A 25806-nucleotide genomic window follows, 5' to 3' on the forward strand; every position below is an offset into this window, starting at 1 on the left:
TTTTCGGCTCGGCCTGACCTGAATCTCAACACACCTTAAGGCGTGCCCAACCCCTTCATGCCGCATCGATAGCACCTTGACCCGCCGCGCCCGGTCGGGCATCGAACCGCTGCAATTCGCCGCTCGGGTTACCCCGAGTCGCGGCGAGAAACGACGCGGAGAGAAGAATATGGCCGACGACATCACCGAGACCAGCCAGACTGTTGCCGCCGGCCAGCTGCGCGCCTTTATCGAACGCATCGAGCGGCTCGAGGAAGAGAAGAAGACGATTGCCGACGACATCAAGGAAGTGTTTGCAGAGGCCAAGGGCACCGGCTTCGACACCAAGGCGATGCGGTCGATCATCCGGCTGCGCAAGAAAGACCAGGCCGAGCGGCAGGAAGAGGAATCCATTCTCGACCTCTACAAGGCCGCGCTTGGAATGGTGTAGAGACTGTCTGGAAATTCTACTCCGGCGGCAATCCGATGGTGTTTTCTGCGCTTCCAGCGCTCACGGACCTAAAGTCCGCCGCGCTCCGGTTTTCGAAACCACCGCCATATGACTCGCCAGAGCGAATTTCGAAACAGTCTTGGCCTGATGCTGGAGCGGGCATCGAACCATGAGCGAATTCGATTTTGGCGCCCGCCGCGCCTCTGAATTCCGCCAACGCAGCTTCTGGACGCTGTTCGCGGAACGGCATCCGGATGAAAGGGCTCTGCTGGCGAGGCGCGGACCGTGGTTCTGGCAGCGTGGGCTGCCCGACTTCGCATTGGTCATTTCCATGTATGTCGCGCCTGCGCACAATCATGTCGGCGTCTTCTTCGGCCGCAACGAGAAACTCGGTGCCACGCAAGCCTGGTCACGGTTGAAGCCGTTCCAGCCGGCCATCGAAGACAGGCTGAAGCTCAGGCCAGAACAAAGTTGCGACGGCCTCGGCATCAATTCGATGTGGCGGGTGAATTGTTTTGCCGAAGACAATTGGCCGGCGATGACCGACTGGCTGGTTACGGAAGCCTCACGTTTCGAGCGCGCGATTGCCGAAGTTCTGGGTCAGGAATAAAGCAGGATTTCCAGACGCAATCCTTAGAACCGCTCTGGTGAGCAGAGCGAGGGAGCCGGTCGATCGATGACGATCATGTCGCGCGTTGCCGCCTTCTTCCGCTCACGCTGGCTGGGCGGCGTGCCGCTCGATCGGCTGTTCTGGCGCGACATGGTCGTTGTCGGCACAGCGATCAACGTCGCGTTGTCGGTGGCGGCACTCATTCTGCTTGGGCTGAAGCTGCCGCTTGCGCTAGTCCTGGCGGTGCATTTCGCGCCGGTGCCCTATAATATCTTCCTGACCTTTGCCGTTTGGCGAACTGCCGGAAAATCGAGTGGCGCCAAGGCCTCGCTGATGACGCTTGGCGCGACGTTGTGGCTGATCCTGGTGGTCGTGGCCTGACGATCAGGCGGCCGGCTCGAATTTGAGCGCCACGCCGTTGATGCAATAGCGCAGGCCGGTCGGCGGCGGGCCGTCCTCGAAGACATGGCCGAGATGGCTGCCGCAGCGGGCGCAATGGCACTCGGTACGGACCATGCCGTAGCTGCGGTCGACGGTGGTCTCGACCGAGCCCGGCACGGGATCGTTGAAGCTCGGCCAGCCGGTGCCGCTCTCGAATTTCAGGTTGGATTCAAACAAGGGCTGGTCGCAGCCGACGCAGGAGAAGGTGCCGGCGCGCTTCTCGTGCAGCAGGGCGCAGCTTCCCGGCCGCTCGGTGCCATGGTTGCGCATCACCGCATATTGCTCGGGCGTCAGCCGGGCGCGCCATTCGGCATCGGTGCGGGTAACGGGGTAGGTGTGGCTGTCCATTTTTTCCTCTTAGCTTATGTCGCTATTTGGGTTGCCTTCCCAACTTCGCTTGAAATAGGCATTTGTTACGGCGTTTGCTCGTATTTCCTATCCTGCTGCGACGAATTCCTCAGGCGAGGGCCGCGAGATAGCGCGCAACCGATGCTGAAAATGCCGCCTTTGCGTCTCCGATGACATTCTGGTTCCACCATGCGCCGTAGATATGGTCGAACGTGAAAGGCTCCAGCGCGGCCTTGATGCCGAGCACTTTCGTCGCGTTGAGCGGGATATAGTTCGGGTAGCTGTACATGAAGCTGACATGACGGCGCGTAGGCGTCACCTGCAGGATGTCGCCGGCCAGCATGGCATTGCCGCTGTCGCGCTTCCAGTGCAGCACCTGGCCACCGGCAAAGTGGCCGCCGCAGCGGATGAGCGTCAGCGACGGGTTAATGGCGCGCGTTTCGCCTTCCCAGCTGATGATCGCCGGATGCGGCCGCATGATCCACTGACGATCATCGGCGTGCAGATAAATCGGCACGCCGCCAAACGCCTCGCTCCACTCGACCATTGCCGAATAATAATGGCAGTGCGAAATGGCGATGGCGGCCAGGCCGCCCCGGCGGTTGATCTCGGCCACCGCGTCGTCGCTGACCATCGAGATGCAGTCCCACAGCACATTGCCGTGCGGCGTTTGCGCCAGCAACGCCCGCTGGCCGATGCCGAAGCGCGGCTCTATGCCGAAGGCGAGCACGCCGGCATCATCCTTGATCACGACCCGGTGCCCGCCTGCGAGCTCTTCCGGCGTGGTCCAGGCCTGGCCCTCCCAGCGCACATATTGCCGCTCGTCTTCGCAGATCGGGCAATGTTGCCGCGGCGTCGCTGTCGCCGCGAACTGGACACCGCATTGCAGGCAAAGGAAACAGGTCGACCGTCCTGTTTTGCGTGGGTCCATTCAGTGCTTCCTTGAAAGTTGCTTCGTCGCGGCTTCGAGGCCGGCGAGCGTCAGCGGAAACATGCGGCCGCCAAAGATATCGCGGATCATGGCAATAGAATGGGTATAGCCCCAGTTCTTCGCGTCTTCCGGATTGAGCCAAATGGCGTTCGGCCATTGCTGCAGCAGCCTGCCGAGCCACACGGCACCGGCCTCCTGGTTCCAGTGCTCGACCGAGCCGCCGGGTTGGCCGATCTCATAGGGGCTCATCGAGGCGTCGCCGACGACGATCACCTTGTAGTCGGGGCCATATTTATGGATGAGGTCGAAGGTCGGAATCACCTCGGCATGGCGGCGGCGATTGTCCCTCCATACCCCTTCGTAGAGGCAGTTGTGGAAGTAGAAATATTCGAGCTGGCGGAATTCGGCGCGGGCGGCCGAGAATAGCTCCTCGACACTGCTGACATGGTCGTCCATCGAGCCGCCGACATCGAAGAACATCAGCAGCTTCACGGCATTGCGACGTTCGGGTTGTGTCTTGATGTCAAGATAGCCGCGCTCGGCGGTGGCGTGGATGGTGCCAGGCAGGTCGAATTCCTCTTCGGCGCCTTCGCGCACCCAGCGGCGCAACCGCTTCAGCGCGACCTTGATGTTGCGGGTGCCGAGCTCGACGGCATCGTCGAAATTCCTGAACTCGCGCCTGTCCCAGACTTTTACCGCGCGGCGGTTGCGGCTTTCGTGCTGGCCGATGCGCACGCCTTCGGGATTGTAGCCATAGGCGCCGAAGGGCGAGGTGCCGCCGGTGCCGATCCATTTCGAACCGCCCTGATGCCGGCTCTTTTGTTCCTCCAGCCGCTTCTTCAGCGTCTCCATCAGCTTTTCGAAGCCACCCAGCGCCTCGACCAGTTTTTTCTCCTCGTCCGACAGGTGCTTTTCAGCGAGCCTCCGCAGCCATTCCTCAGGGATGTTTTCGACATCGACCGCGTTTTCGCCAGCCAGCGTCTCGACACCTTTGAAGATGTGCGAAAAGACCTGGTCGAAGCGGTCGATGTGGCGCTCGTCCTTCACCAGCGCGGCGCGGGCGAGATAGTAAAAGCCCTCGACATCATAGTCGACCAGCCCGGCTTCCAACCCCTCCAGCAGCGACAGATATTCGCGGAGCGAGACCGGAACCCGCGCTGCCTTCAGTTCGAGGAAGAAGGGGATGAACATGGTCCGACTTTATCTGTGTCCCTCGATCTTCTCCCGTGCGGCGCTGGCGATAAAGGCGGAACGCGTCAGACCACGCCGACCCGCTTCTTCGTCGATTGCCGCCAAAAGACCTGCGTCGAGCGACAGATTGGCCCGGACAGGCCGTCCGGAATCGATCAGCACAGGGATCATCACGGCGGATTCACCGGCAGCGCTATCGACTTCGCCCAGTCGGAGCAGATCTGCCACAGTGCGCGCGGCGGGCAAGGGCAAGTTCTTCGCCATTCGTGTCTCTGCCCATTCGCGAACGGCAGAAGTCGCATCGGCTATCGCCTCTTCGGGACTTGCGCCACCGCCGTGACATCCGGGAAGATCAGGCACCCGCACTCCCCAGACTTCATCTGCGCCGTCAAGAATTCCGACATAGTGCGTCATGATTCGTCCTTAAATCCATCCAGCAAGCCGGGCGATCGACCGCGCAACACCCAGAGATTGTTCGCGATGCCGCGGCACGATAATCATGATCTCCGGCCTTTCCGAATGCTCGTACTTCTCGTGTTTGCCGCCGCCTACGTTCACCCAGCGGTCAAAGCCTCATGACAATCTTGCGCGTGTTGGTCTCGATCAGCGGCACTGTCGCCCCTGATCATGCGCAATATATTGCGCACAGGTGATTATTTCAATCGTTGGCTTCATCAGAGCAGATCATATTCGATAAAGCCGGTCCTGCGCGCCACGTGGTCGTAGAGCTTGCGTGCGGTGGTGTTGGTTTCGTGCGTCATCCAGTAGACGTTCTTGACGCCGATCTTGCCGGCTTCCTGCTTGACCGCTTCGATCAGGGCGGCGCCGACGCCCTTGCCGCGCACATCTGGGTCGGCGAACAGGTCCTGCAGGTAACAGTTATTTATCTGCGACCAGCAGGAGCGATGGTAGAGATAGTGCGTCAGGCCAACGGCCTTGCCGTCGAGGGTGGCGATAAAACCCTTTGGCTCGAACTCGCCCGCCGTGAACAGCCGCTTCCAGGTGACGGCGTAAACGTCTTCCGGCAGTTTGGTTTCGTAGAAGGTGAGATAGGCAGTCCACAGACGCCGCCAGTCGGCATGGTCGGATTGCGCAAGCGGGCGGACGGTGATCTCGGTCATTTCATTTCCTCTGAATTCGGCAACACGAAGCTGCCTTCACGCCTCGCTGGCGGCAACGGTCCAACGACGGGAAAGCGCTGTCCGGCGGCTTTCGTCGACCGCCCTCACCCTTGCCGTCTCGCCATGAAGGCCAGGCGCTCGAACAGATGCACGTCCTGTTCGTTCTTCAACAAGGCGTCGTGCAGCTTGGGCAGCGCGTTCCTCGCGTCGGCGCGCAGGTCTTCGGGCGCGATGTCGTCGGCAACCAGCAGGCGGATCCAGTCGAGTGCCTCGGAGGTCGACGGCTTCTTCTTGAGGCCCGGCACATCGCGGATTTCATAGAATTGCGTGAGTGCGGCGCGCACCAGGTTCTGCTTGATGCCGGGATAGTGCACGTCGATAATTCTGTGCAGCGTCTCGACGTCGGGAAAGCGGATGTAGTGGAAGAAGCAGCGGCGCAGGAAGGCGTCCGGCAGCTCTTTTTCGTTGTTGGAGGTGATGATGACGATCGGCCGGACGGTGGCGCGGATGGTCTCGCCGGTCTCGTAGACAAAGAACTCCATCCTATCCAGTTCCTGCAACAGATCGTTGGGGAATTCGATATCGGCCTTGTCGATCTCATCGATCAGAAGCACCACCTTCTTGCCGGCGGCGAAGGCGTCCCACAGCTTGCCGCGCTTGATGTAATTGCGGATGTCGTTGAAGCGCTCGTCGCCGAGCTGACTGTCGCGCAGCCGCGAGACGGCATCATATTCATAGAGGCCCTGCTGCGCCCGCGTGGTCGATTTGACGTGCCATTCGATGAGATCCAGGCCGAGCGCTGCCGCCACCTGACGGGCAAGTTCGGTCTTGCCGGTGCCGGGCTCGCCCTTGACCAGCAATGGCCGCTCAAGCGCGATCGCCGCGTTGACCGCCACCATCAGATCCTTGTCGGCAACATAGGCGGCCGTGCCTTCGAAACGCATTTTTGCTCCCGGGTCCATCGCGCGACCCTAAGGACGCGGCCTTCGCTGTGCAAGGCGCCGCTGGCGAAGCGGGGATCTTGCCGGCGCGGCCCTCGTCGGGGGTTCTGCGTCGAATTACGCGTCGAAACATGTCGCCTCTCTGGCGCTTGGTCTGGCGTCAGCCTATATTGGGCATGACGGTCTGCGCTTCCCGGCAGGAGAACATTTTCCCCGGGGCCTTAATGATCCCTAGGGAGCTGTCCCTGGGAAGACCCGTGGGTTTTCTCATACGGCGCCCACCTACTTTGTAGGTTCCCGGGATCGCTCTCTCCACCGGTTGTGTGGATCGTCACCTATCGAAAAGGCCATCTGGCGGATCTTGTCGTCGCGCCGCTTTTTGCGGTGCTCTCGAACGACAAGTTCGCCCCGCTCTTCTCCATCCAAATCGGACCTTTGCTACCGTCGGCGCATGACATCCCCAAAAGACCTGAAAAAAAATCTCCGCAACCAAGCCCTCGGGCGCCGCGATGCGCTCGATCCTTTCTGGCGTGTGGAGGCAGCACTCGAAATGGCCGAGACGGCGCGCGACCGGATCACGGTCGAGCCGGGCCAAATCGTCTCCGGTTTCTGGCCGATGCGCTCGGAAGTCGACGTCCGGCCGCTGATGTTTGCCCTGCGCGAGAAGGGCGCAAGGCTCTGCCTGCCGGCCATCCTCGACAAGACCACCATCGTTTTTCGCGAACTGGTGCGCGGCGCGCCGATGATCGACATGGGTTTCGGCACAGTCGGGCCGCATGAGGAAGCCGAGGTGCTCGATCCGCAGCTTATGCTGGTGCCGCTTGCCGCCTTCGATGCGCGCGGGCACCGAATCGGGTACGGCGCAGGCTATTACGATCGGGCGATCGGGCGGCTGGCCGACAAGGGCCAGCAGCCGCGGCTGATCGGCATTGCCTTCGACTGCCAGGAGGTGGCCCTGGTGCCGGACGAGCCGCATGACGTGATCATTCCCGAAATACTCACCGAGAGCGGGTTGCGCCGGTTCGCGCCGAAATTGTAGATAAGTTCCTGGACGCATGGTCTTTTCCGAAAGTCATGCAGCTTTTTGCTTCGCTGACCTTCGGTTCGGGATCGCGCTTATATGAGACTTCTCTTCCTCGGCGACATGGTCGGCAAGACAGGACGTACGGCGGTATGGGAACAACTGCCCGGCCTGATCTCGGATTTCAAACTCGACTTCGTCATCGTCAATGGCGAGAACGCCGCCGGAGGCTTCGGCATCACCGAGGAGATTTTTCGCGAGACGATCTCGGCCGGCGCCGATGTCGTCACCACCGGCAACCATGTCTGGGACCAGCGCGATGCGCTGATTTTCGCGCCGCGCGAAGAGCGCTTCCTGCGCCCGTCCAATTTCCCTAAGGGTACGCCGGGGCGCGGCTCAGGCGTCTATATCGCCAGGAACGGCGCGCGCGTGCTGGTCGCCAACATCATGGGTCGGGTGTTCATGCATCCCGAGCTCGACGATCCGTTCCAGGCCGGCGAGCGCGAACTTGCCGCTTGTCCGCTTGGCGAGCAGGCCGATGCAATCGTCATCGATTTCCATGCCGAGGCGACCTCGGAAAAAATGTGCTTCGCTCATTTCGTCGACGGCCGTGCCAGTCTTGTTGTCGGCACCCACACGCATCAGCCGACCGGCGATCACCAGATTCTCAATGGCGGCACCGGTTATATTTCCGATGCCGGTATGTGCGGTGATTACGATTCCTCGCTCGGCATGGACAAGGAGGAGCCGCTCAACCGGTTCTTGTCCAAGGTGCCGAAAGGCCGCTTCGAGGCGTCGACCGGACCGGCGACATTGTGCGGCGTCGGCGTCGACATTTCCGACCGTAGCGGCCTGACCGAACGGATCGCGCCGTTTCGCCGCGGCCCGCGGCTCGAGGAAACGGCTCCATCCTTCTGGTCGTGACATTGATATAGACGCTTGCAATACCCAATTGCCGGCGAAACTGCTCTAGATCGTAGAGGGGACGACCTCCATGCAGCTAGTCGAATTCCTGGCGCCGCATTTCGCCTTTGTCTCCGACCCGACTGCGTGGGTCGCGCTGCTGACGCTGATCGTGCTGGAGGTCGTGCTCGGCATCGACAATCTGATCTTCATCTCGATCCTGACCAACAAATTGCCGGTAGCGCAGCGAGCCCGCGCCCGGCGGCTCGGCATCTCCGCCGCGCTGGTGATGCGGCTGATCCTGCTGGCCACCATCTCGATCATCGTCCAACTGACGACGCCTATATTCACCGCCTTCGGCCACGGGTTTTCATGGCGCGACCTGATCCTGATCGCCGGCGGCCTGTTTCTCGTCTGGAAGGCGACGAAGGAGATCCACCACACGGTCGATCTCGATGATCACCAGGACACGATGATGGGCGAGACGCTGCAGCTTTCGCTGGCCGGCGCGATTTTCCAGATATTGCTGCTCGACCTCGTCTTCTCGATTGACTCGATCATCACCGCCGTCGGCATGACCGACGAAATCGCGATCATGTACATCGCGGTGATCGTGGCGGTGAGCGTGATGATGCTGGCGGCCGGGCCGCTGGCCGATTTCATCGCCAAGAACCCCAGCATCGTCATGCTGGCGCTGGGCTTCCTGCTGATGATCGGCATGACGCTGATCGCCGACGGCATGGGTTACCATGTGCCGAAAGGCTATATCTACGCCGCCATGGGTTTTTCGGCCCTGGTCGAAGGGCTCAACATGCTGGCGCGGCGGCGGAAAAAGGCAAAGGGCGGCGGGCACTGAGGATGACCCACCGCGGCTGACCTAATGCCCCGGCACGCCTTTCGGATGGCGGTCGCCGATCAGGCCTAGCATCACGCCTTGCTCCAGCCACGCCTTGGCGCCGGCGAGCACCAGCGCAAAACCGCCGGTCGAGTCGATCGCCTGCGTGACCTGCTCATCGCGGCTGCCGACAAAGCCAAAATTGCGGACCTCGACAAAGGTCGTGGCGCCCGGCATCTCGGTAAAGGTCCACACCACCGTGGTCGGCGGATCGCTCCATTGCATGACGATCTTCTTGTTTTCGACGATCTCACGGATATTGACCGTCGTCGAGACGCCATACATGCGCCATTCCCAATGGATTTCCTTGCCGCTGTCCAACCTGTCGCTGCCATGGGTGAACCAGAACTTCGTCGTGATCGCCGGATCGACGAAGGCCTCGAATACGTCGGCGACCGGCCGCCTTATCAGCATGCCGGCTTCGGCGGTCGGTGTTTCGCGGATTTCCATATCGTCCTCCTTTCCACGGTGCCGCCTGTTCACCAGGCATCGGGTTCGCGCACCAGGTGAATGATGTCGGCCGGGTTGGTGATCCAGCCGCCGCGAAAGCCTTCACCCAGTGCCTCGATGGCGTCGCAGCGCACGACACCGGCCTTGGCGAGATGCTCCGCTGCGGCCGGAAAATCATCGGTGAACAGTTCCAGCCATATCTCGGCCTGGTTCATCATCGGCGCCTCGTCGATCCACAGTCGATTGGGACCGAGTTCGAAGCCGACGGCCGGCGGTTTGGCCGTGAATGGCTTCAGGCCGATGACGTCGCGATAGAAGGCGATCGTTGCCTGGTATTGATGCGGCGGGACTTTCATCGCGATGTTGATGCCGCCGGTGATCTTCGCGGTCATTCTTACTCCATTTGCTCTCAGATGTTGTTCTCGTTGGCCGGCTCGCCCTTCATCTCGCTGCGGTAATAGCCGTCGCGCAGATTGATGCCGTATTCGACATAGGCCTTCATGCAGGCCAGCATCTGCGACCAGCCCTCGCAATTGAGGTAAGATTTCTTCAGGCCGACCGCGTCCTCTTGCCAGCCGGTTTCGGCGATGGTGACGAAGGTGCCGCCGTCGTCGAGCGGCTCGAAATTCATCTCGATGCGGGTCTTGTAGGCGGGCTCGCCGTCGGCGTCGGTCGCATCCCAGCGCAGCACGATGCGGCTGTCTTTCTCCACCTGGTCGACCTCCACGGGAACCTTGCCCCACCAGATGACGGTGGCGCCCGCCAGCAGCGGTGCGCTGGCGCCGCCGATCGTGGTGAAGTAGCCGCTGAGCTTCTTCGGATTGACGACCGCATCGAAGACTTCGGCGACGGGTTTGCCGATGCGGCCAGAAACCCTGAATCCAAGAGACATATCCACAGCTCCTTCCTTGAAATGCAACGGCATTATGTTATAAAAACATAACATGTCAAGCACGGCGCAGGACGACGATGTTTTCAAGGCGCTGGCGCATCCGCGCCGGCGTGCGTTGCTGGACCGGCTGAAGGATGCGCCGCAGACCACCGGCATGCTGTGCGATGCCTTCCCAGACATGGACCGCTGCACGGTCATGCTGCATCTGAAGGTGCTGGAGGAGGCCGACCTGGTCGTGGTGCGCCGCGAGGGGCGCGAACGCTGGAACCATCTCAACGCGCTGCCGATCAAGCACATCCACGACCGCTGGATCAGTCAATATGCCACGCACGCGATCAGCATCCTCGACCGGCTGAAATCCGATCTTGAGGGATGAAAGGTTGCCGAAGCCTGCCACTTTCGGGCCTTGAGACCCTTGCGTGTCCGACGCAATGGCGCGGCTGGACGAATTGAGCCGATTTATCTATAAGCCGGCCATTCCGACAGAGAGCGCCGTACGTCCGTCCGGACGCAGCAGGACGTTCTGAAGTTTTGAATTCGAGCATTTTGCAAGGCGCCGGGTGGTTCACCAGGCCGCAGATGCTCTAGCCGAGAAAACGAGAGGGGTGCCATGGCTGGCCATTCACAGTTCAAGAACATCATGCATCGAAAGGGCCGCCAGGATGCGGTGCGATCGAAAATGTTTTCCAAGCTGGCGCGCGAAATCACCGTCGCCGCCAAGAGCGGCACGCCTGATCCATCGATGAACCCGCGCCTGCGCCTTGCGGTGCAGAACGCCAAGGCGGTGTCGATGCCGAAGGACAACATCCAGCGCGCCATCAACAAGGCGTCGATGGGCGATGCCGAGACCTACGAAGCCGTTCGCTACGAGGGTTACGGGCCAGGCGGCGTCGCGCTGATCGTCGAGGTGCTGACCGACAACCGCAACCGCTCGGCGTCGAATGTGCGCGCTGCCTTCACCAAAGCCGGCGGGGCGATGGGCGAGACCGGCTCGGTTTCGTTCATGTGGGACCGCGTCGGCGAGATCTACTATCCGGCATCGGCCGGCAGCGCCGAGAAGGTGATGGACGCAGCGATCGAGGCCGGCGCCGACGATGTCCAGTCGGACGAGGAAGGCCACACGATCTATTGCGCCTTCGAGAATCTCGGCGAAGTGTCGAAGGCGCTGGAAGGCGCACTCGGCGAGGCTGAATCAGTGAAGCCGATCTGGAGGCCGCAGACCAATATCGCGGTCGACGAGGAGCGGGCACAATCGCTGATGAAGCTGGTCGCGACGCTCGAAGACGACGACGACGTGCAGAGCGTCTACGCCAATTTCGAGGTCGACGAGGAGACCTTGGCGAAGCTCAGCGCGGCGTAAGTTGAGAACGCCGCGCATCGACCACGTATCTTTCTTCTAGAGCTGTCAGTTACTGATGGGGGACGGATGACTGACACTGACGAGGCTCGTTTTTCTGACGCGATGTCCTGGCCTCGCCGGGGTGGCATATGGCGCCGGCTGTTCGCTTCGATCATCGACTATCTTATCGTCCTGATACCTCTTTACGGACTTGTAGCGGGTTTGTTTCTGCTAACTGACGGCGGAGTCAAAGGCAGCTTTTGGTTGAACTGGAGACTATGTCAGGCGGCTACGTTAAACGGAGCAAGTGATCCATCATTTGCCCGTTACGATTGGCAGATATGCAGAACGTCGCTGTTCGGTTTGACGGTCGCCGAATGGGCCCTGGGAACGGCTTCGGGCTCACAGTCTGAAGGAAATCCCTCCATCTCATTTGATTTGGATTCGCAGGGCAATATCCGACCGGCAGCATTGGATCTGGGTTTCCTCGAACTGGTCGTTCTCGCGTCTTATCTCCTTGTCATGGAGTTGACCTCTGGCCAGCCAATCGGCAAGCGGTTCGCGGCGCTCATAGTGCATGACCAGGATGACAAAAATAGAATCGGACTACCCGTACGAAAGGCTGTTCGGCGCCAGGGAATGAAATTTCTCGGCGCTTTGCCCATAATGTTCATGGGAGGGTGGTACACTGTTCAGGCTTGGGGCAGCGCTCCTGGGGTCGCGCAGGACTTCTCCCGGCTGGAGATTGTCGGTGCATACGCCGCGTTGGTCTTGGTTATGGTCTGGCCGATCTGGATCGCAATATCCATAGCTCTTGGCAACGACCCGATACACGATCGATTTGCCGTAACCACAGTTCGCGCAGATGAGACCGAGACATGAACGTGTCAGACAGAGCCCGCGTCCGCATCACCTATTGCACCCAGTGCCTGTGGCTGCTCAGGGCCAGCTGGATGGCGCAGGAGCTGCTGTCGACCTTCGGCACCGATCTGGGCGAAGTGACGCTGGTGCCCGGCACCGGCGGCATCTTCACCATTTCCTGCAATGACACGCTGGTCTGGGACCGCAAGCGGGACGGCGGTTTCCCCGACGCCGCAAAGCTCAAGCAACTGGTTCGCGACGTCATCGATCCGGATCGCGATCTGGGCCATGCCGACCGCAAGGGCGATAAGTCAAAAGACCCTGCCTGAGGCCTTTTACACTTCCGTCCTGCATTCACCGCCAGGCGAAGATGAAGCAGCCCAGCGCCACGATGGCGGTGATGGTGCGGACATGGTTCCACATCACCCAGTCCCTGAGATAAGTGGCCCATACTGCAGCGCCGTTGGCGCTTGTCGGATCGACGGCGGCCAGGGCGTTGTTGAGCGGCACGTTGAACATCATCGTCACGATCGGGTTGCCGACGAGGTAGATCAGGGCGCCGGCGAGGAGCCAGAATGCACCCGGTTGGCTCCAGCCGATAAGAGCGCCGGCGGCAAGGACAAGACAGACCAGCCCGGTGCCGAAAAGCGCGGTCATGAATGCCGGCGTAATCACGGTGATGTTGATCGAATTCATGGCGGCGATGCCGCCTCCGGCAGGCAAGCGGCCGAGCGCCGGCATGATAAAGTTGGAGAAGGCGAAGAAAACGCCGCCGACAACGCCTGAGCCAATGGCAGCGACGAAAGTGAGGGTGGGAAGCAGTTTCATGATCATGTCAGTTGCTCCAGATGCCGGTTGAGGCGGTTTCGGTTGCGTAGGCGGAAAAGTCCTTTGGGGCGCGGCCGAGCACGCGCTCGACGCCGTCTGTCAGCGACTCGTTGCGGCCGTCGAGGACTTCGGTGAACAGCTCGTTGAGCAGCCACGCGAACTCGGCCGGCAACTCATGCTCGGCGATGGCGGCGGTGAACTCGGCGTGTGAAATCCGCTTGAAACGAATGTCGCGGCCGACGGCCCTGCCGATTTCGGCGACCGCGTCGGCGAAGCTCAGCAGCCGCGGCCCGGCCAACTCGTAGAGCTGGCCGATATGGCCCTGCCGGGTTAGTACGGCAAAGGCGGCGTCCGCGATATCGTCGGCATCGACGAATGGCTCACCGACATTGCCGACCGGCAACGCCACCTCGCCCTCGCGCAGGGCATCCACGAGAAACCCCTCACTGAAGTTCTGGGAAAACCAGGCGCAGCGCAGGATCGTCCAATCGGCGCCTAGGCTTTCAGCATCTCTTCGGCACGTTGCGCTTCCGTTTCGCCGCGCCCCGACAGCAGCACCAGCCGGCGCACACCACACTGCACGGCAAGGCGAGAGAAGACGCCGACCGTGTCGGCCGCGCCGGGCACCGCAAGATCAGGATAGTAGCTGATGTAGACGGCGCCGACACCATCAAGGGCGGGTTCCCAAGTGGCTTTGTTTTCCCAGTCGAAGGGTGGCGTGCCCGAGCGCGAGCCTATCCGTACCGGTAGGCCCCGCGCCGTCAGCCGCTCGGCGAGGCGACGGCCGGTCTTGCCGGTGCCGCCGAGGATCAAAGTTGGTCTCGTTACAGTAGGGTTCATGTCGATTTTCCTCAGTTTGAAATGTGAGTAATCCTCACATTTGCAAAACGTGATAAACCCTCGTATTTTGCGAGTCAAGCCAATTTGTTGATTGTTCGTCGGGAGACAGTGATGGAAGGCTCTGCCGTATCGGATTCACAGGACGGCCAGATCGCATCGCCGCGCCGGGCACCGAGCCAGCAGCGCAGCCGCGAGCGGGTCGAGCGCATGCTGGCCGCCGCCTCGGCGCTGATCGCCGAGCAAGGCAGCGACGCCATGCGCATGGGAGTGGTGGCCGAGAGGGCTGGCGTGTCGATCGGCTCGCTCTACCAGTTCTTCCCGGACAAGCGGGCAATCATCTGGGCGCTGGCCGAGCGCTACACCGCGGAAAGCCAGGCCTGCATTGCCACGGCATTGGCGGAGGTCAGGGACGCCGAAGGCCTGTGGAAGGCGTTTTCGGAACTGGTGGATACCTACTACGGAATGTTCCTGGCGGAGCCGGTGATGCGCGATATCTGGTCGGGCACGCAGGCCGACAAGGCGCTGCGCGAGCTTGAGCTTGCCGACAGCCGGGCCAACGCCGAATTCCTCACTGCGGTGCTGAAAAGGCTGCGGCCGTCTGCCGATCCGGCGGCGCTGGAAGCGACGGCATTTCTCATCTGGCAGCTGGGCGAAGCCGCCATGCGGCTGGCGATCTCGGTCGGGCGAGAAGAAGGCGACAGGCTGGTTGCCGCTTACAAGCGAATGGCGCTGCGCGAGCTGGTGGACGGGTAGGCCGCCGTGCTCGTAGGGACAGGCCGTTAGGTGGTGGCGATCAACTGCGGAAGCGGGGCGCTGGCCCTCATCTGCCTGCCGGCACCTTCTCCTCGTTAGAGACGGGAAGAAGGGGGAACTCCAGCGCCGGCGACCCCTCGCCCCGTTCTTCACGAGGAGAGGGTAAGGGTGAGGGGCAGCGCCAAACCTGAGATGATTGCCGCTGAGGCCCAATCAATAAAAAACCCGCCACGAGGGCGGGTTTCTCGATCAGCGAAACGCCAGTGCTTAGAGGCCGAAACCTTCGAAACGCTTCTTGAACTTCGACAGGCGGCCACCGCGGTCGAGCAGGGTCTGCTGGCCGCCGGTCCAGGCCGGATGAGTGGTCGGGTCGATATCGAGGTTCATCGTATCGCCTTCCTTGCCCCAGGTCGAACGGGTCATGTATTCGGTACCGTCGGTCATGACGACCTTGATGGTGTGATAGTCGGGATGGATGTCGGTCTTCATGGTTCTGTTCCTGGCTGCCGGGTGCTGCCGACGGGCTGAAGCCTGCGTCGATGCGCCCCTTTTTAAAACTCGAAGCCGCAGCTATTGAGGAGCCACGGCTTCTAAAACGGTCGGCGAGCCTATACATCAGCCGGAATTGAATCACAAGGCCGCGGCAAGCGCATATTGATGGCGCAAACCTCAAAGGGCCAAAGGAAACGGGTCATGGCGAACATCAGTGGCGATGCAGACGAGCGCAGGCGCTCGCTGAGGCCGCTGCAGCGCCTGTTTCCCTATATCATGCATTACCGCAAAATGGTCATCGGCGCGATCGCCTCGCTGGCCGTCGCGGCGGCGACGACACTGGCGCTGCCGCTGGCCGTGCGGCGGATGATAGATCACGGCTTTTCCGCTTCCGATTCCAGCTTCATTGCCGAATATTTCGCCATGCTGGTGGTGATGGCCGCCGTGCTGGCGGCGGCGTCTGCCAGCCGCTACTATTTCGTCATCACGCTTGGCGAGCGCGTCGTTGCCGATATCCGCCGCGATGTCTTTGCCCACGTCACTACGCTGTCGCCCTCCTTCTTCGATACGGCCCAGTCGGGCGAGATCGTCTCGCGGCTCGCCGCCGACACGACACAGGTCAAATCGGCCGTCGGTGCCACCGCCTCGGTGGCTTTGCGCAACGTCATCCTTGGCCTCGGCGCCGTGGCGATGATGGTCTTCACCAGCCCAAAACTGTCCGGCCTGGTTATCGCGGCCATTCCGCTAATCGTGCTGCCGCTGGTCGCCTTCGGCCGCTCGGTGCGGCGCAAGTCACGGCTGGCGCAGGATACTCTGGCCAATGCCACCGCCTACGCCAGCGAGCAGATCGGCGCGGTGCGCACCCTGCAGGCCTTCACCAACGAGAAGCTTGTAACCGGGTATTTTTCATCCGCCGTGGAAGCAGCGTTCGAAGCGGCGCGGGCCTCGATCTTTGCCCGCTCCTTTCTCACCTTCTTCGCCATCTTCATGATCTTTTCGTCGGTCGTGGCGGTGCTGTGGTTCGGTTCGCGCGACGTGCTCGACGGCACGCTGTCGCCGGGCACGCTTGGCCAATTCCTGCTCTATTCGGTGTTCGCCGCCGGCGCGCTCGGCGCCCTGTCGGAAGTCTGGGGCGAACTGTCCCAGGCAGCGGGCGCCGCCGAACGGCTGACCGAGATCCTGGCCGAGAAACCCGCGATCCAGGCGCCCGCCGATCCGAAGCCGCTGCCGGCAAAGGCGAGAGGCGCGGTCAGCTTCGACGATGTCTCCTTCTCCTATCCGGCCCGGCCCGACCGCGCCGCCGTCCATGGCCTGAGCTTTCAGGTCAAACCCGGTGAGACGGTGGCGATCGTCGGGCCATCCGGCGCCGGCAAGAGCACGGTGTTTTCGCTGCTTCTGCGCTTCTACGATCCGGAGGCCGGCAGGATCGTCATCGACGGGGTCGATCTGCGCGAGGCCGATCCGGCCGCGATCCGCGCGCGCATCGCCATCGTGCCGCAGGACGTCACCATTTTTGCGGCGAGCGCGCGCGACAATATCGGCTTTGGCCGGCCCGGTGCTAGCCAGGCCGAGATCGAGGCGGCGGCGAAGGACGCGCTTGCCGACGAGTTCATCCTGAAGCTCGAAAAAGGCTATGACAGCCAGGTCGGCGAGCGCGGCGTGACGCTGTCGGGCGGCCAGCGCCAGCGCGTGGCGATCGCCCGCGCCATTCTGCGCGATGCGCCGATCCTTCTGCTCGACGAGGCGACCTCGGCACTCGATGCCGAAAGCGAGACGCTGGTGCAGACGGCGCTGGACCGGCTGATGCAGGGCCGCACCACGATCGTCATCGCCCATCGGCTGGCAACCGTGCTGAAGGCCGATCGCATCCTGGTCATGGACGGCGGCCGCATCGTCGAGGAAGGCACGCATCAGAGCCTGGTCGCCAAGGGCGGCATCTATGCGCGGCTGGCCAAGCTGCAGTTCGATACCGGTGCGAATGCTTTCAGGGGCGCGGCCGAGTAGGTCTGCCCGCGACGGCCGGGATTCTTCAGCTACCGAAAGCTCGGCGTTTGCCGCGTCGATAGGCGATGAACAGGGGAACGCCGACAAGCAACGACAACAAAAGCATGCTGGCGACGGTCTGTCGCTGCTCCTTTGCCGGATCGCTGAGCTGCACATCGGCAGGCGGCTCTTCATAGGTAAAATCGTACTGCCAGCGAATTTGGTCTGCGACGTCATCGACGGTTTTCAGATAATCGGCAATCGCCTTGGCCGGCACTTCACTTGCCAGCGTCTGAAAGTTCCATTCAACTTGAAATTCGGTGGGCGTGTTGGACCAGGACGCCTTGAGAGACAGGTAGGGCGTCACGACGTTTTTCATCGATTCGCCGGAAAACCTCGCCTTGAGGTTGCGCACGGTCACCTTGTGGCGGCGGTAGAACTGGGAGCCGAGGGAGACGGGCCCGGTTCGGTCGACGATTGTCGGGGTTGGAAGAGAGTTGTTGCCGAGATCGGCCGCGCGGATCGGGAAATTCTTTGCCAGATCGTTGGCCGCCAGCGCCTCCGCCGGCAAGCGATAACTTTCCTTCACGCTCACTATGTTGCCGTCGCGGCGATCCACGATTTCCGGCTTGGCGATGGTTTGGATGCCCGGATATTGCTTGTTGTAGTATTTCAGGTAGGCGTCCGACACCTCGCTCAGCGACCGGCTGGCGAAATTGCCGCGCATCCAATCGGCATCGGCGTCCTCATATGTCGAGAAGACCGTCAGTACCAGAGGATCGCCCGGTTTGCGCGGAAAGTCGAATTCCTCGGCGATCTGGATCGATGGGCTGGTGAGCACAGGGCTCGGCATCTTCTCCAACCCGCCGGTGCTGGAAAGCGGCAGCGCGAAGCCGTAGTCCGGCTGTGCGAGATTGTGCGCCCTGCCGCCCTGAAGATAGTTCGTGGCGTCCAGCCAATATGTCTTTGTTCCGATCCTTGCCTTGACTATGGCATGGTCGAAATCGCGGAGCGCCGGCAGATGCTGGTCCAGGGCCCGTCCCTCGTCGAGATCGGCCAAGGCGACCTCGGCAGCAATGCCAAGCCGCACAAGCGACGAGACCAGCAGCAGGGCCTTGTCCTTGCAGTCACCGAACCCGCTCAAGATGACCGTCGCGGGATCACGCGGAACGTAGGAACCGGCACCCATCGACAGGCTTACATAGCGGATCTGGTCCTGCACCAACCGCATTGCCTCGACCATTCGGTCCTCCGGCACCGGATGTCGCAGAGCGATGTCGTCGAGCTTTGCGGCAAAAGCCGGGGGGAAAACGGTCGCCGGCTTGTAATAGGGCGCAACGGCATCGACCACACTTTGCCAATTCGCGGTAGACGCGACATCGACGGAGCCCCAGCCTGGATAGGTCACGGGAAGGTTATCCTCGACATTGACCGGTTTCGGGTTTGGAATTTCCCATAGATAAGTGGTGTCCGGCCCAGTCGGGAGATTGAGGGCTTAAGTCGGGTTCCCCTTGTCTTGATCTGGAGCGGCTGGCCCGAAGGCCAAATGATGCTTGTGCGGATAAGCGCTACCGGCTCTTCCCATTCGGTGGCGAAATTCTTGAAGAAAAGGTCCTGGCCGACCAGCGGTGTTACTTCGTAGGTCGACCCGTAATCGACGATGTCGCCGGCACGCACGTCATCGATGTTGACATGTGCAGTCAGCCAGCCGTCGAAGACGCCTTTCTCGGCGTCTCTTTCCCTGCGGAAGATGTCGAATTCGACGCCTTCCAGCCGGTCCAGAACGGCGCCATCGCGGATGATGTGAAGATGGTTGAGCGTGACCTTGTGCCGGGACGGATCGAACTGCAGATCGATACTCGCGCCACGTCCAGGCCGGGACGGTCGACGATTTTATAGACGGTGCGCGAGTATTCGACATAGCCGCCGGCGCGATGCTTAATCTGGTCGTCCGAGAGCAGCCATGAAACGCCATTCTTGATTTGATCCGATCGGGCGGGATCGGCAGCCGGAATTTCAAGCTGCTCTACCCAGCTTTCTGCCGGACCCTTGAAAACCATGTCGTCGGACATGGCCGGAGAACTCAGACCGACCAATAAGATGAAAATTACCAAGCAGGGCCAGAAAGACTTCATCCTATGAAAACTGTAACAAGCAGACATCTACGCTCGCCCAACTTGGAAGAACTCCTTTTTCAGAGGCTTTCCCACCAAAGTAAAGGCCAGTTTCGCGGATTTCTGCGGTCACCGCGGCAAGAGCCGGGAATAGACGGAACGGCTCACTTCCCGTACCGCTTCTTCAAGTGATCGGTGAAATGTACGGCATTGAGCTTTTCGCCGGTGGCGCGTTCGAGCAGTTCCGGCGTCGACCAGCGCGAGCCTTGCGACCAGATCCTTTTGCGGCGCCAGTCGTTGATCGCGGCGAAATCTCCCTTGGCGAGGTCTTCGTCGGCTGAAGGATGATCCCTTGTCAGCGCCGCCCATTGCTGCGCCGCCATCATGGCGCCGAGCGTGTAGGAGGGGAAATAGCCAAAGGCGGCACCCGGCCAGTGGACGTCCTGCATCGGACCATCAGCCGGATTGTCTGATGTCGACAGCCCGAGATAATCGCGCATCTTGGCATCCCAGGCCTCGGGCAGGTCGGCTGCTTCCAGCCGTCCCGAGACAAGCTCCTGCTCCAGCTCGTAGCGCAGGATGACGTGCAGCGGATAGGTGACCTCGTCGGCATCGACACGGATCAGGCCGCGCTCGACCCGGTGCACATGCGGCAGGATGTCATCGATCGTCCAGCTCTCGCCAAGGTGTCTTTCGACCACCGGCAGCGCCCAGCGCCAGAATTCTGGATTGCGGCCGATCTGCTTTTCGACGAACAGGCTCTGGCTTTCATGCACCGCCATGCCGCGCGCTTTGCCGAGCGGCCAGTGCGCCCATGCCTTCGGCAGGCTCTGCTCGTACAGCGCATGGCCGGTCTCGTGCAGCACGCCCATCAGCGCCGACAGGAAATCCGAGGTCTTGTAGCGGGTGGTGATGCGCACGTCGCTCGGCACGCCGCCGCAAAACGGATGGTGCGAAACCGACAGCGAGCCGTGGGTGAGGTCGAAGCCGACTGCCGTCATCATGGCGAGGCCGAGCTCGCGCTGCTTGTCCAAGGGGTAGCTGCCGGAAAGTGGCTTCAGCGGATGTTTCGCCAGCCGCTCTTCCTGCACGGCCAGTGCCTCCGGTACGAAGCCTTTCAGGAAGGCCTTCAACTCGGCAAACACAGGCGTGATGTCGGCGGTGCGATTGCCCGGGTCATATTGCTCCATCAGCGCGTCGTAAGGCTCGAGCCCGAGCACCGCGGCGCGAAGTGCCGCCTCCTCGCGGACCAGCGCCACGACGCCTTCCAGCGCCGGCAGGAAGCCGGCCCAGTCGTTCTTGGCGCGCAGGTCGCGCCAGAGCTGCTCGGAGCGCATGCGCGCTGTCGTCTGGCGCTCGACGAATTCGACCGGCAGGCAGGTCAGGTTGGTGTATTGCCGGCGAAATTCCCTGACCGCGGCCTGCTGCTCTTCGTTCAGCGCTTCCTGCTCGGCCGCCGCGATCCAGTCGGCAATCTCCGGCGCAGTCGCCCGGGCATGGTGCATGCCGGCAAGCGCCGACATTGCCTCCGCGCGCTTCTCGCCGCCGCCGACCGCCATATGGGTCGCTTCATCGGCGCCGAGGATGGCGAGGGCGTGTTCCAGTGCTTCGAGTTTGTGGCCGAGGTCGTCGAGTTTTTGAAAGGACATTGTGGGTTCCGCTGATTTGACGGCGAGAAAAGATATCAATGCAAAACTGTTGGCAACCCCGAAAGCCGCCCGCGACCGACGCATTGAATGCCGGCCGCAACGGCCGGTTTTCAGTTCAAAGCCTTCGTCCTGGTCTGCGTCGCCGTCGCCGGCCTTTACGGCGCGGCAACGGCGGGCCGTAAAATCCTGTTCATCCGAACAGTGCCGGCAGTGCTGGCGCTGATTGCGCAGGCGTTGGGCTAGCGCATGATCCCTGAACCGAAAGCTGGACAAGGATCATGCGCAAAATCAATTGCCACAGCGCCGGGCATTGCGGCCGGTTTCAGCCGCCTGGATAGATTGGGCCATAGCCGTTCGGATAGTATCCGCCATCGGCGCCGTTGCCGATGAGGAAGGCACTGCCGGTATCAGCGCGCAGCTTTTGGCTGACATCGTCGAGCTGCGCCAGCAACTGCTGATCTTGCGTGCTCGGCATCGTTCCCTCGCGTGCGGCCCTCTCGGCGGCCTGGTCGAGTTGAGCGACCTGCGTGCGCAAGTCACGCGCCTCGCCCGGCTCGAGCTTGTTCGCCTGGATGGCGCCCTGGATAGCTGTCTCCACGCTCTGGATCTGATTGATCAAGGCCGTCTCGCGTGGGCCGGCGTAAGCGCCGGCAAACGGAACGAGGAGAAGTGTGGCGAGCGCAGCGGTCCCAAGATTCCTGGGAGCGAAGAAGCGCATGGTTGCATCTCCTTTACTGGGGAAGGCGGTGGTTGGGAGGGGGCGCTGCCTTCCGGCCGCGGGCCGTCAGGTTCCGTCGCGTCGCGATCAGCGGTTCCACGCCGGCGGCTCTAGGCCCATGACCAAGGCCAAAAAGGCCACGGCGGCAAAATGTAATTAAAAAAAGGTAATTTTTTCAGCTCTTGCCGCTGCCGCACCAGTGCCCTAAATGCCGCCGACTTGAGCCGGCTCGCCCTGGCGCATGATATAAGCCAAAGGCTTGCAGATCACCGCTCGGTCAGCTTCAACTCGATACGGCGGTTCTTGTTGCGCGCCTCTTCGGTATCGGCGGGGTCGAGCGGCTGGAATTCGCCGAAGCCGGCCGCGACCAGCCGGTTGGCCGGCACGCCGTTCTCGATCAGGAACTTGACCACCGAGGTCGAGCGCGCCGTCGACAATTCCCAATTGTCGCGGTAGCGGCCGGTGCCGGAGAGCGGCTTGTTGTCGGTGTGGCCATCGACGCGCAGCACCCAGTTGATCTCCGGCGGGATTTCCTTTTGCAATTCGATGATGGCATCGGCAAGCTTCTTCATCTCGACCTTGCCAGCATCGTTGATCACTTCAGAGCCGGTCGGGAAAAGCACTTCCGACTGGAAGACGAAGCGGTCGCCGACGATACGGATGTTCTCGCGATCGGCGAGAATTTCACGCAAGCGGCCGAAGAAATCGGACCGGTAGCGGTTCAGCTCCTGCACGCGTTGCGCCAGTGCGACGTTGAGGCGGCGGCCGAGATCGGCGATCTTGGTGTTGGATTCGCGGTCGCGCGTTTCGGACACGTCGAGCGCTTGTTCGAGCGCTGCGATCTGCTTGCGCAGCGCCGAAATCTGCTGGTTGAGGATCTCGACCTGGCTTAGCGCCTGCTGGCTGATCTGGCGCTGGCTGTCGAGTTCGCCGGAAAGGGCCGTTGCGCGCTGGTTGGCGGCATCGCCGGCACCGGCGCCTTGCGCCAGCAATTGCTCGAGCCGGCTTTTTTCGGCCTCCGATGCGGATAGCGATGCCTGCAAATTGGCAAGGGTGTCTTCCTTGTCCTGTGTCGTCGAGCGCTCCAGCGCCAGAAGCTGGGTCAACTCATTGATCTGCGAGTTGAGGCGGTTGAGCACCGTGTCCTTGCCGGAGATCTCGCGGCCGAGCAGGAATTGCGCCAAAACGAAAACCGTGAGCAGGAACATGATCGCCAACAGCAGCGTCGACAGCGCATCGACGAAGCCCGGCCAGTAATCGATGCGGCGGTCGGAGCGCCGGCCTCGCGCCAACGCCACGTCAATGCACTCCGGGCTTCTTCAAGGCGTCGGCGATCTTCTCCAGGGTGTTGCGCATCGCCTTCTGCTCGTCGGACTGGGCCTCGACCCAGTCGCGCATGATCTGCTGTTCCGAGCGCATGTTCTTGACCAGGCCGGAAATGCCGTCGGCGAGATTGGCCATGGCAGTGGCCACGCGCGGATTGGAGCCGCCGCCATTTTCCTGCAGAGTGCGCAGTTTTTCCGACAACAGCCGGATTTCCTCGGAGGGTTCGGTCCTCGCCGCGTCGGCAACGACGATGTCGGAGGACAGGTCGGTGACCGAGGACAGCCAGTTTTCGAGTTCGGTATAGAAGCGCGTCTGGGCGCGGCCGGCCTGCAGGTCGAGGAAGCCGAGCACCAGCGAGCCGGAGAGGCCAAACAGCGAGGACGAGAAGGCGGTGCCCATGCCGGCCAACGGCGCGGAAAGCCCCTGCTTCAGGGATTCGAGCACGGCGGCGGCATCGCCGGTGCCGGGATCGAGCGACTCGATGGTTTCGCGGATCGAGCCGATCGTGTTGAGCAGGCCCCAGAAGGTGCCGAGCAGGCCGAGGAACACCAGCAGTCCGACAAGGTAGCGCGACGTGTCGCGGCTTTCGTCGAGGCGGGTGGCGATCGAATCCAGCATGGTGCGCATCGAACTGGTCGAGAAGGCAATCGTCGAGGAGCGGCCGATCATCGCCTTCATCGGCGCCAGCAGCACCGGTTCGGTGGTCTCGGAACCGGCGCGGAACGAGTTGACCCAGCGCACCTCGCGGAACAGCCGGCCGACCTGGACGAAGGCTAGCAGGATGCCGACCGCAAGCACGCCGATGATCAGGCCGTTGAGACCGGGATTGGTGACGAAGGCGGTCGAGATCTGGCGCGTCAGGATGGCGGCGATAAAGGCCACGATGAACAGAAAGATCACCATGGTCAGCAGAAACACCTGCGGGCTCGACAATTTGTGCGGATCGTAGATCAGAACGTCGGAGCGCCTGCCCATGCCGAAGGATCTGAGAAGAGTCATCCGTTCCCCGTTTCCGATGCCGTCGCCGCCGATCAATTTGTGTTTGCGACTCTAAACGGAATTGTGACGAAATTGAATGGCGCTTGGCAATATTGCCACTGTCCGCGACCGGAGGTCAAAGCCGGTTGATGACCAGGCAGTCGACCATGGCGGCCAGATGCAGGCCGGCGCCGGTGACGACAAAGCCATGCCACAGCGCATTGTGGAAGCGCAGGCCCCTCCAGGCGAAGAAGATCACGCCGCAGGAGTAGACGATGCCGCCGGCAACGATGAGCGCGATCGATGTCGCCGGCAGCGTCCGCACGAGCGGCTCCACCAGAACGAGACCGCTCCAGCCGATGGCTAGATAGAAGACGATCGCCAGCCGGTCGAAACGGCCGGGAAGAAAGACCTTGATGGCGATGCCGACCGCCGCGGCGGTCCAGACCAGGACGATCATCGAAACGGCCAGCGGCGAGCCGCCGAGCTGGGCCAGGAAAGGCGTGTAGGTGGCAGCGATCAGCAGGTAGATCGCGGCATGGTCGAAGCGCCGCAATATCCATTTTGCCGGCGACGACACCGGCCAGACATTATAGGCCAGCGAAATCGACAGCACGGTGAGCAGCGAGACCACATAGAATGCGGCGGCGACATATTCGCCGGGGCCGGTTCGATAGGCGGCCAGTGCCAGCAGCGTCGAGCCGGCAGCGATCGCCAGCACGATGCCCACGGCGTGGACAACGCCGTCGGCGATGATCTCGGCGCGCGAGTAATGCCAGCGCCCCATAAAAGGAATGTCGAGCTGGGAGAATTCGCTCTGGGATTTGGGCCGGCTGTTCGTCATCGATGATCCTGCGTCGCCTTATCTGGGCGGCCGCGGGCGAGTATTTCAAGCTTTGGTTGCGGTTTTGCGACTGCGGCGCTTCAGCGCGGCGCGCCTCTATCAGTTGGCTGAGAGTGGCCTTTTGATGGTCTTCAACAGCGCGCGCTGGATGAGTTCGTTGCCGGCAACCAGCGAACCGGCGTTCAGCACGTCCTGTCCCCCGGCGAAATCGGAGACGAAACCGCCCGCCTCGCGGATCAGCAAGATGCCGGCGGCGACATCCCAGGCCGACAGGCCGGTTTCCCAGAACCCGTCCATGCGGCCGGCGGCGACGTAGGCGAGATCGAGCGAGGCGGAGCCGAGACGGCGGACGCCAGAAACCTCGGCCATGACATTGCGGAGCTCGATGAGGAAATTGCCGTGCTGGCCACGCCCGAGATGTGGCATGCCGCAGCCGATCACCGCATCGACCAGCTTGGTGCGGCCGGCGACGCGCAGCCGGCGGTCGTTCATGAAAGCGCCGCCGCCGCGCTCGGCGGTATAGAGTTCATCCATGGCCGGATTGTAGACGACCCCGGCGACGATCTGGCCCTGGCGCTCCAGCGCGATCGAAACGGCAAAGAGCGGAATGCCGTGCAGGAAATTGGTGGTGCCGTCGAGCGGGTCGACGATCCAGCGGTGCTGGCCGTCGTCGCCCTCGATCACGCCGCGTTCCTCCATCAGGAAGGCGTAGCCGGGCCGCGCCTTCGACAGTTCGGCAAAGACGATGTCTTCGGCCTTGCGGTCGGCCTGGCTGACATAGTCGCCTGGCCCCTTCATCGAGACCTGCAGGTTCTGCACTTCGCCGAAGTCACGCGACAGGGAGCGGCCGGCCTTCATTGCGGCCTGGACCATGACATTGAGGATCGCGGAACGCGCCATTGTGTTT

The 25806-nt window shown here is 61.9% G+C and carries 32 protein-coding genes, 1 other RNA gene and 2 pseudogenes; 14 read left to right on the forward strand and 21 right to left on the reverse strand.

The features are described from left to right. Window positions 1–169 precede the first annotated feature (169 nt). The 3 genes from NKH50_RS06690 (at window position 170) to NKH50_RS06700 (ending at window position 1421) form a co-directional block, all read left to right on the forward strand. Window positions 170–430, forward strand: a complete 261-nt coding sequence (locus NKH50_RS06690) for a DUF2312 domain-containing protein (RefSeq protein ID WP_023719653.1) — start codon at window positions 170–172, stop codon at window positions 428–430. A 169-nt stretch (window positions 431–599) separates the two neighbouring features. Beyond that, a complete protein-coding gene (locus NKH50_RS06695) occupies window positions 600–1040 on the forward strand; it encodes a DUF4268 domain-containing protein (RefSeq protein WP_254816424.1) in 441 nt (146 codons plus the stop codon). Between the two features lie 66 nt (window positions 1041–1106). Next, window positions 1107–1421, forward strand: coding sequence for a hypothetical protein (locus NKH50_RS06700; protein ID WP_254816425.1), 315 nt, complete (start codon window positions 1107–1109; stop codon window positions 1419–1421). Window positions 1422–1424: 3 nt separating this feature from the next. On the opposite strand, the gene msrB is transcribed toward NKH50_RS06700, so the two are convergent. The 6 genes from msrB to NKH50_RS06730 form a co-directional block, all read right to left on the reverse strand. Next, complete coding sequence (gene msrB, locus NKH50_RS06705) at window positions 1425–1829, reverse strand: peptide-methionine (R)-S-oxide reductase MsrB (protein ID WP_352737813.1); 405 nt, start codon at window positions 1827–1829, stop codon at window positions 1425–1427. 109 nt (window positions 1830–1938) lie between these two features. Continuing rightward, window positions 1939–2760: an MBL fold metallo-hydrolase gene (locus NKH50_RS06710; protein ID WP_352737812.1), complete on the reverse strand. Its 822-nt coding sequence runs from the start codon at window positions 2758–2760 to the stop codon at window positions 1939–1941. Further along, on the reverse strand, window positions 2761–3951 hold the full coding sequence (locus NKH50_RS06715) for a vWA domain-containing protein (RefSeq protein ID WP_352751232.1): 1191 nt from the start codon (window positions 3949–3951) through the stop codon (window positions 2761–2763). A gap of 9 nt (window positions 3952–3960) precedes the next feature. Continuing rightward, entirely contained in the window at window positions 3961–4365 is a 405-nt protein-coding gene (locus NKH50_RS06720; protein ID WP_254816428.1) for a type II toxin-antitoxin system HicB family antitoxin, read from the reverse strand. Window positions 4366–4625: 260 nt separating this feature from the next. After that, window positions 4626–5072 carry a GNAT family N-acetyltransferase gene (locus NKH50_RS06725; protein WP_254816430.1) on the reverse strand — a complete coding sequence of 149 codons (447 nt, stop codon included), beginning with the start codon at window positions 5070–5072 and terminating at the stop codon, window positions 4626–4628. Between the two features lie 104 nt (window positions 5073–5176). Further along, window positions 5177–6016: an AAA family ATPase gene (locus NKH50_RS06730; protein WP_352877452.1), complete on the reverse strand. Its 840-nt coding sequence runs from the start codon at window positions 6014–6016 to the stop codon at window positions 5177–5179. Window positions 6017–6191: 175 nt separating this feature from the next. Here NKH50_RS06730 and ssrS point away from each other — a divergent pair. From ssrS to NKH50_RS06750, 4 genes are all read left to right on the forward strand, one after another. Then, a non-coding RNA gene (gene ssrS / locus NKH50_RS06735) (6S RNA) lies at window positions 6192–6347 on the forward strand. Window positions 6348–6464: 117 nt separating this feature from the next. Then, window positions 6465–7052, forward strand: a complete 588-nt coding sequence (locus tag NKH50_RS06740) for a 5-formyltetrahydrofolate cyclo-ligase (protein ID WP_352504926.1) — start codon at window positions 6465–6467, stop codon at window positions 7050–7052. A gap of 81 nt (window positions 7053–7133) precedes the next feature. Further along, window positions 7134–7958 (forward strand): TIGR00282 family metallophosphoesterase, encoded by an 825-nt coding sequence (locus tag NKH50_RS06745; protein WP_023678036.1) that lies wholly within the window; start codon window positions 7134–7136, stop codon window positions 7956–7958. Between the two features lie 70 nt (window positions 7959–8028). Further along, a complete protein-coding gene (locus NKH50_RS06750) occupies window positions 8029–8793 on the forward strand; it encodes a TerC family protein (protein WP_254816433.1) in 765 nt (254 codons plus the stop codon). Between the two features lie 21 nt (window positions 8794–8814). On the opposite strand, the gene NKH50_RS06755 is transcribed toward NKH50_RS06750, so the two are convergent. The 3 genes from NKH50_RS06755 to NKH50_RS06765 are packed head-to-tail and all read right to left on the reverse strand — an operon-like array spanning window position 8815 to window position 10174. Further along, on the reverse strand, window positions 8815–9282 hold the full coding sequence (locus NKH50_RS06755; protein WP_352877454.1) for an SRPBCC family protein: 468 nt from the start codon (window positions 9280–9282) through the stop codon (window positions 8815–8817). A 29-nt stretch (window positions 9283–9311) separates the two neighbouring features. Further along, window positions 9312–9674 (reverse strand): VOC family protein, encoded by a 363-nt coding sequence (locus NKH50_RS06760; RefSeq protein ID WP_352737808.1) that lies wholly within the window; start codon window positions 9672–9674, stop codon window positions 9312–9314. A gap of 17 nt (window positions 9675–9691) precedes the next feature. Next, the gene (locus NKH50_RS06765) at window positions 9692–10174 is read right to left on the reverse strand and encodes an SRPBCC domain-containing protein (protein ID WP_352737807.1); all 483 of its coding nucleotides are present in this window, start codon (window positions 10172–10174) and stop codon (window positions 9692–9694) included. Window positions 10175–10226: 52 nt separating this feature from the next. Here NKH50_RS06765 and NKH50_RS06770 point away from each other — a divergent pair, with 52 nt between their 5' ends. From NKH50_RS06770 to NKH50_RS06785, 4 genes are all read left to right on the forward strand, one after another. Further along, window positions 10227–10550 carry an ArsR/SmtB family transcription factor gene (locus tag NKH50_RS06770; protein ID WP_352737806.1) on the forward strand — a complete coding sequence of 108 codons (324 nt, stop codon included), beginning with the start codon at window positions 10227–10229 and terminating at the stop codon, window positions 10548–10550. 234 nt (window positions 10551–10784) lie between these two features. Then, window positions 10785–11534, forward strand: coding sequence for a YebC/PmpR family DNA-binding transcriptional regulator (locus tag NKH50_RS06775; RefSeq protein WP_352737805.1), 750 nt, complete (start codon window positions 10785–10787; stop codon window positions 11532–11534). A 66-nt stretch (window positions 11535–11600) separates the two neighbouring features. Further along, on the forward strand, window positions 11601–12395 hold the full coding sequence (locus tag NKH50_RS06780; protein WP_352504928.1) for an RDD family protein: 795 nt from the start codon (window positions 11601–11603) through the stop codon (window positions 12393–12395). After that, window positions 12392–12703 (forward strand): Rdx family protein, encoded by a 312-nt coding sequence (locus NKH50_RS06785; protein ID WP_352479629.1) that lies wholly within the window; start codon window positions 12392–12394, stop codon window positions 12701–12703. The genes NKH50_RS06780 and NKH50_RS06785 overlap by 4 nt, the downstream gene beginning before the upstream one ends. Before the next feature lie 25 nt (window positions 12704–12728). Here NKH50_RS06785 and NKH50_RS06790 read toward each other — a convergent pair whose 3' ends face one another. Together NKH50_RS06790 and NKH50_RS06795 are read right to left on the reverse strand one after the other, a co-directional pair. Further along, window positions 12729–13208, reverse strand: coding sequence for an anthrone oxygenase family protein (locus NKH50_RS06790; protein ID WP_254816440.1), 480 nt, complete (start codon window positions 13206–13208; stop codon window positions 12729–12731). 1 nt (window position 13209) lies between these two features. Beyond that, a pseudogene (locus NKH50_RS06795) lies at window positions 13210–14042 on the reverse strand (NAD(P)H-binding protein). A gap of 111 nt (window positions 14043–14153) precedes the next feature. Here NKH50_RS06795 and NKH50_RS06800 point away from each other — a divergent pair. Next, complete coding sequence (locus tag NKH50_RS06800; protein ID WP_352504930.1) at window positions 14154–14795, forward strand: TetR/AcrR family transcriptional regulator; 642 nt, start codon at window positions 14154–14156, stop codon at window positions 14793–14795. 267 nt (window positions 14796–15062) lie between these two features. Here the strand turns inward: NKH50_RS06800 and rpmE are convergent, their stop codons facing one another. After that, window positions 15063–15284: a 50S ribosomal protein L31 gene (gene rpmE, locus NKH50_RS06805; RefSeq protein WP_006327661.1), complete on the reverse strand. Its 222-nt coding sequence runs from the start codon at window positions 15282–15284 to the stop codon at window positions 15063–15065. 204 nt (window positions 15285–15488) lie between these two features. Here rpmE and NKH50_RS06810 point away from each other — a divergent pair, with 204 nt between their 5' ends. Continuing rightward, window positions 15489–17291: an ABC transporter transmembrane domain-containing protein gene (locus NKH50_RS06810; protein WP_352737802.1), complete on the forward strand. Its 1803-nt coding sequence runs from the start codon at window positions 15489–15491 to the stop codon at window positions 17289–17291. A 25-nt stretch (window positions 17292–17316) separates the two neighbouring features. Here the strand turns inward: NKH50_RS06810 and NKH50_RS06815 are convergent, their stop codons facing one another. The 4 genes from NKH50_RS06815 to NKH50_RS06830 form a co-directional block, all read right to left on the reverse strand. Then, window positions 17317–18678: a transglutaminase-like domain-containing protein gene (locus NKH50_RS06815; protein WP_352877460.1), complete on the reverse strand. Its 1362-nt coding sequence runs from the start codon at window positions 18676–18678 to the stop codon at window positions 17317–17319. Next, the gene (locus NKH50_RS06820; protein WP_352877587.1) at window positions 18675–19073 is read right to left on the reverse strand and encodes a DUF3857 domain-containing protein; all 399 of its coding nucleotides are present in this window, start codon (window positions 19071–19073) and stop codon (window positions 18675–18677) included. Before NKH50_RS06820 ends, NKH50_RS06815 begins: the two co-directional genes overlap by 4 nt. Further along, complete coding sequence (locus NKH50_RS06825) at window positions 18971–19342, reverse strand: hypothetical protein (RefSeq protein WP_352877462.1); 372 nt, start codon at window positions 19340–19342, stop codon at window positions 18971–18973. The genes NKH50_RS06820 and NKH50_RS06825 overlap by 103 nt, the downstream gene beginning before the upstream one ends. Window positions 19343–19548: 206 nt before the next feature. Next, window positions 19549–21033 (reverse strand): carboxypeptidase M32, encoded by a 1485-nt coding sequence (locus tag NKH50_RS06830; RefSeq protein WP_352877465.1) that lies wholly within the window; start codon window positions 21031–21033, stop codon window positions 19549–19551. 102 nt (window positions 21034–21135) lie between these two features. On the opposite strand from NKH50_RS06830, the pseudogene NKH50_RS06835 reads away from it, so the two are divergent. Then, window positions 21136–21276, forward strand: a pseudogene (locus NKH50_RS06835) (DUF1304 family protein); the annotation flags it as partial. Between the two features lie 79 nt (window positions 21277–21355). On the opposite strand, the gene NKH50_RS06840 reads toward NKH50_RS06835, so the two are convergent. The 5 genes from NKH50_RS06840 to NKH50_RS06860 all read right to left on the reverse strand — a co-directional run bounded on the left by NKH50_RS06840 (window position 21356) and on the right by NKH50_RS06860 (window position 25799). Next, on the reverse strand, window positions 21356–21751 hold the full coding sequence (locus NKH50_RS06840; protein WP_352877467.1) for a hypothetical protein: 396 nt from the start codon (window positions 21749–21751) through the stop codon (window positions 21356–21358). A gap of 266 nt (window positions 21752–22017) precedes the next feature. After that, window positions 22018–23049 carry a peptidoglycan -binding protein gene (locus NKH50_RS06845; protein WP_352465687.1) on the reverse strand — a complete coding sequence of 344 codons (1032 nt, stop codon included), beginning with the start codon at window positions 23047–23049 and terminating at the stop codon, window positions 22018–22020. 1 nt (window position 23050) lies between these two features. Then, window positions 23051–24076, reverse strand: coding sequence for a MotA/TolQ/ExbB proton channel family protein (locus NKH50_RS06850; protein ID WP_352476085.1), 1026 nt, complete (start codon window positions 24074–24076; stop codon window positions 23051–23053). 115 nt (window positions 24077–24191) lie between these two features. Then, window positions 24192–24899, reverse strand: a complete 708-nt coding sequence (trhA, locus tag NKH50_RS06855; RefSeq protein ID WP_352737797.1) for a PAQR family membrane homeostasis protein TrhA — start codon at window positions 24897–24899, stop codon at window positions 24192–24194. Between the two features lie 99 nt (window positions 24900–24998). Then, window positions 24999–25799 (reverse strand): inositol monophosphatase family protein, encoded by an 801-nt coding sequence (locus NKH50_RS06860; RefSeq protein ID WP_352737796.1) that lies wholly within the window; start codon window positions 25797–25799, stop codon window positions 24999–25001. Window positions 25800–25806: the final 7 nt, after the last annotated feature.

Origin of the sequence: Mesorhizobium sp. M1027 (assembly GCF_040318745.1) — a bacterium.
GTDB lineage: Bacteria > Pseudomonadota > Alphaproteobacteria > Rhizobiales > Rhizobiaceae > Mesorhizobium.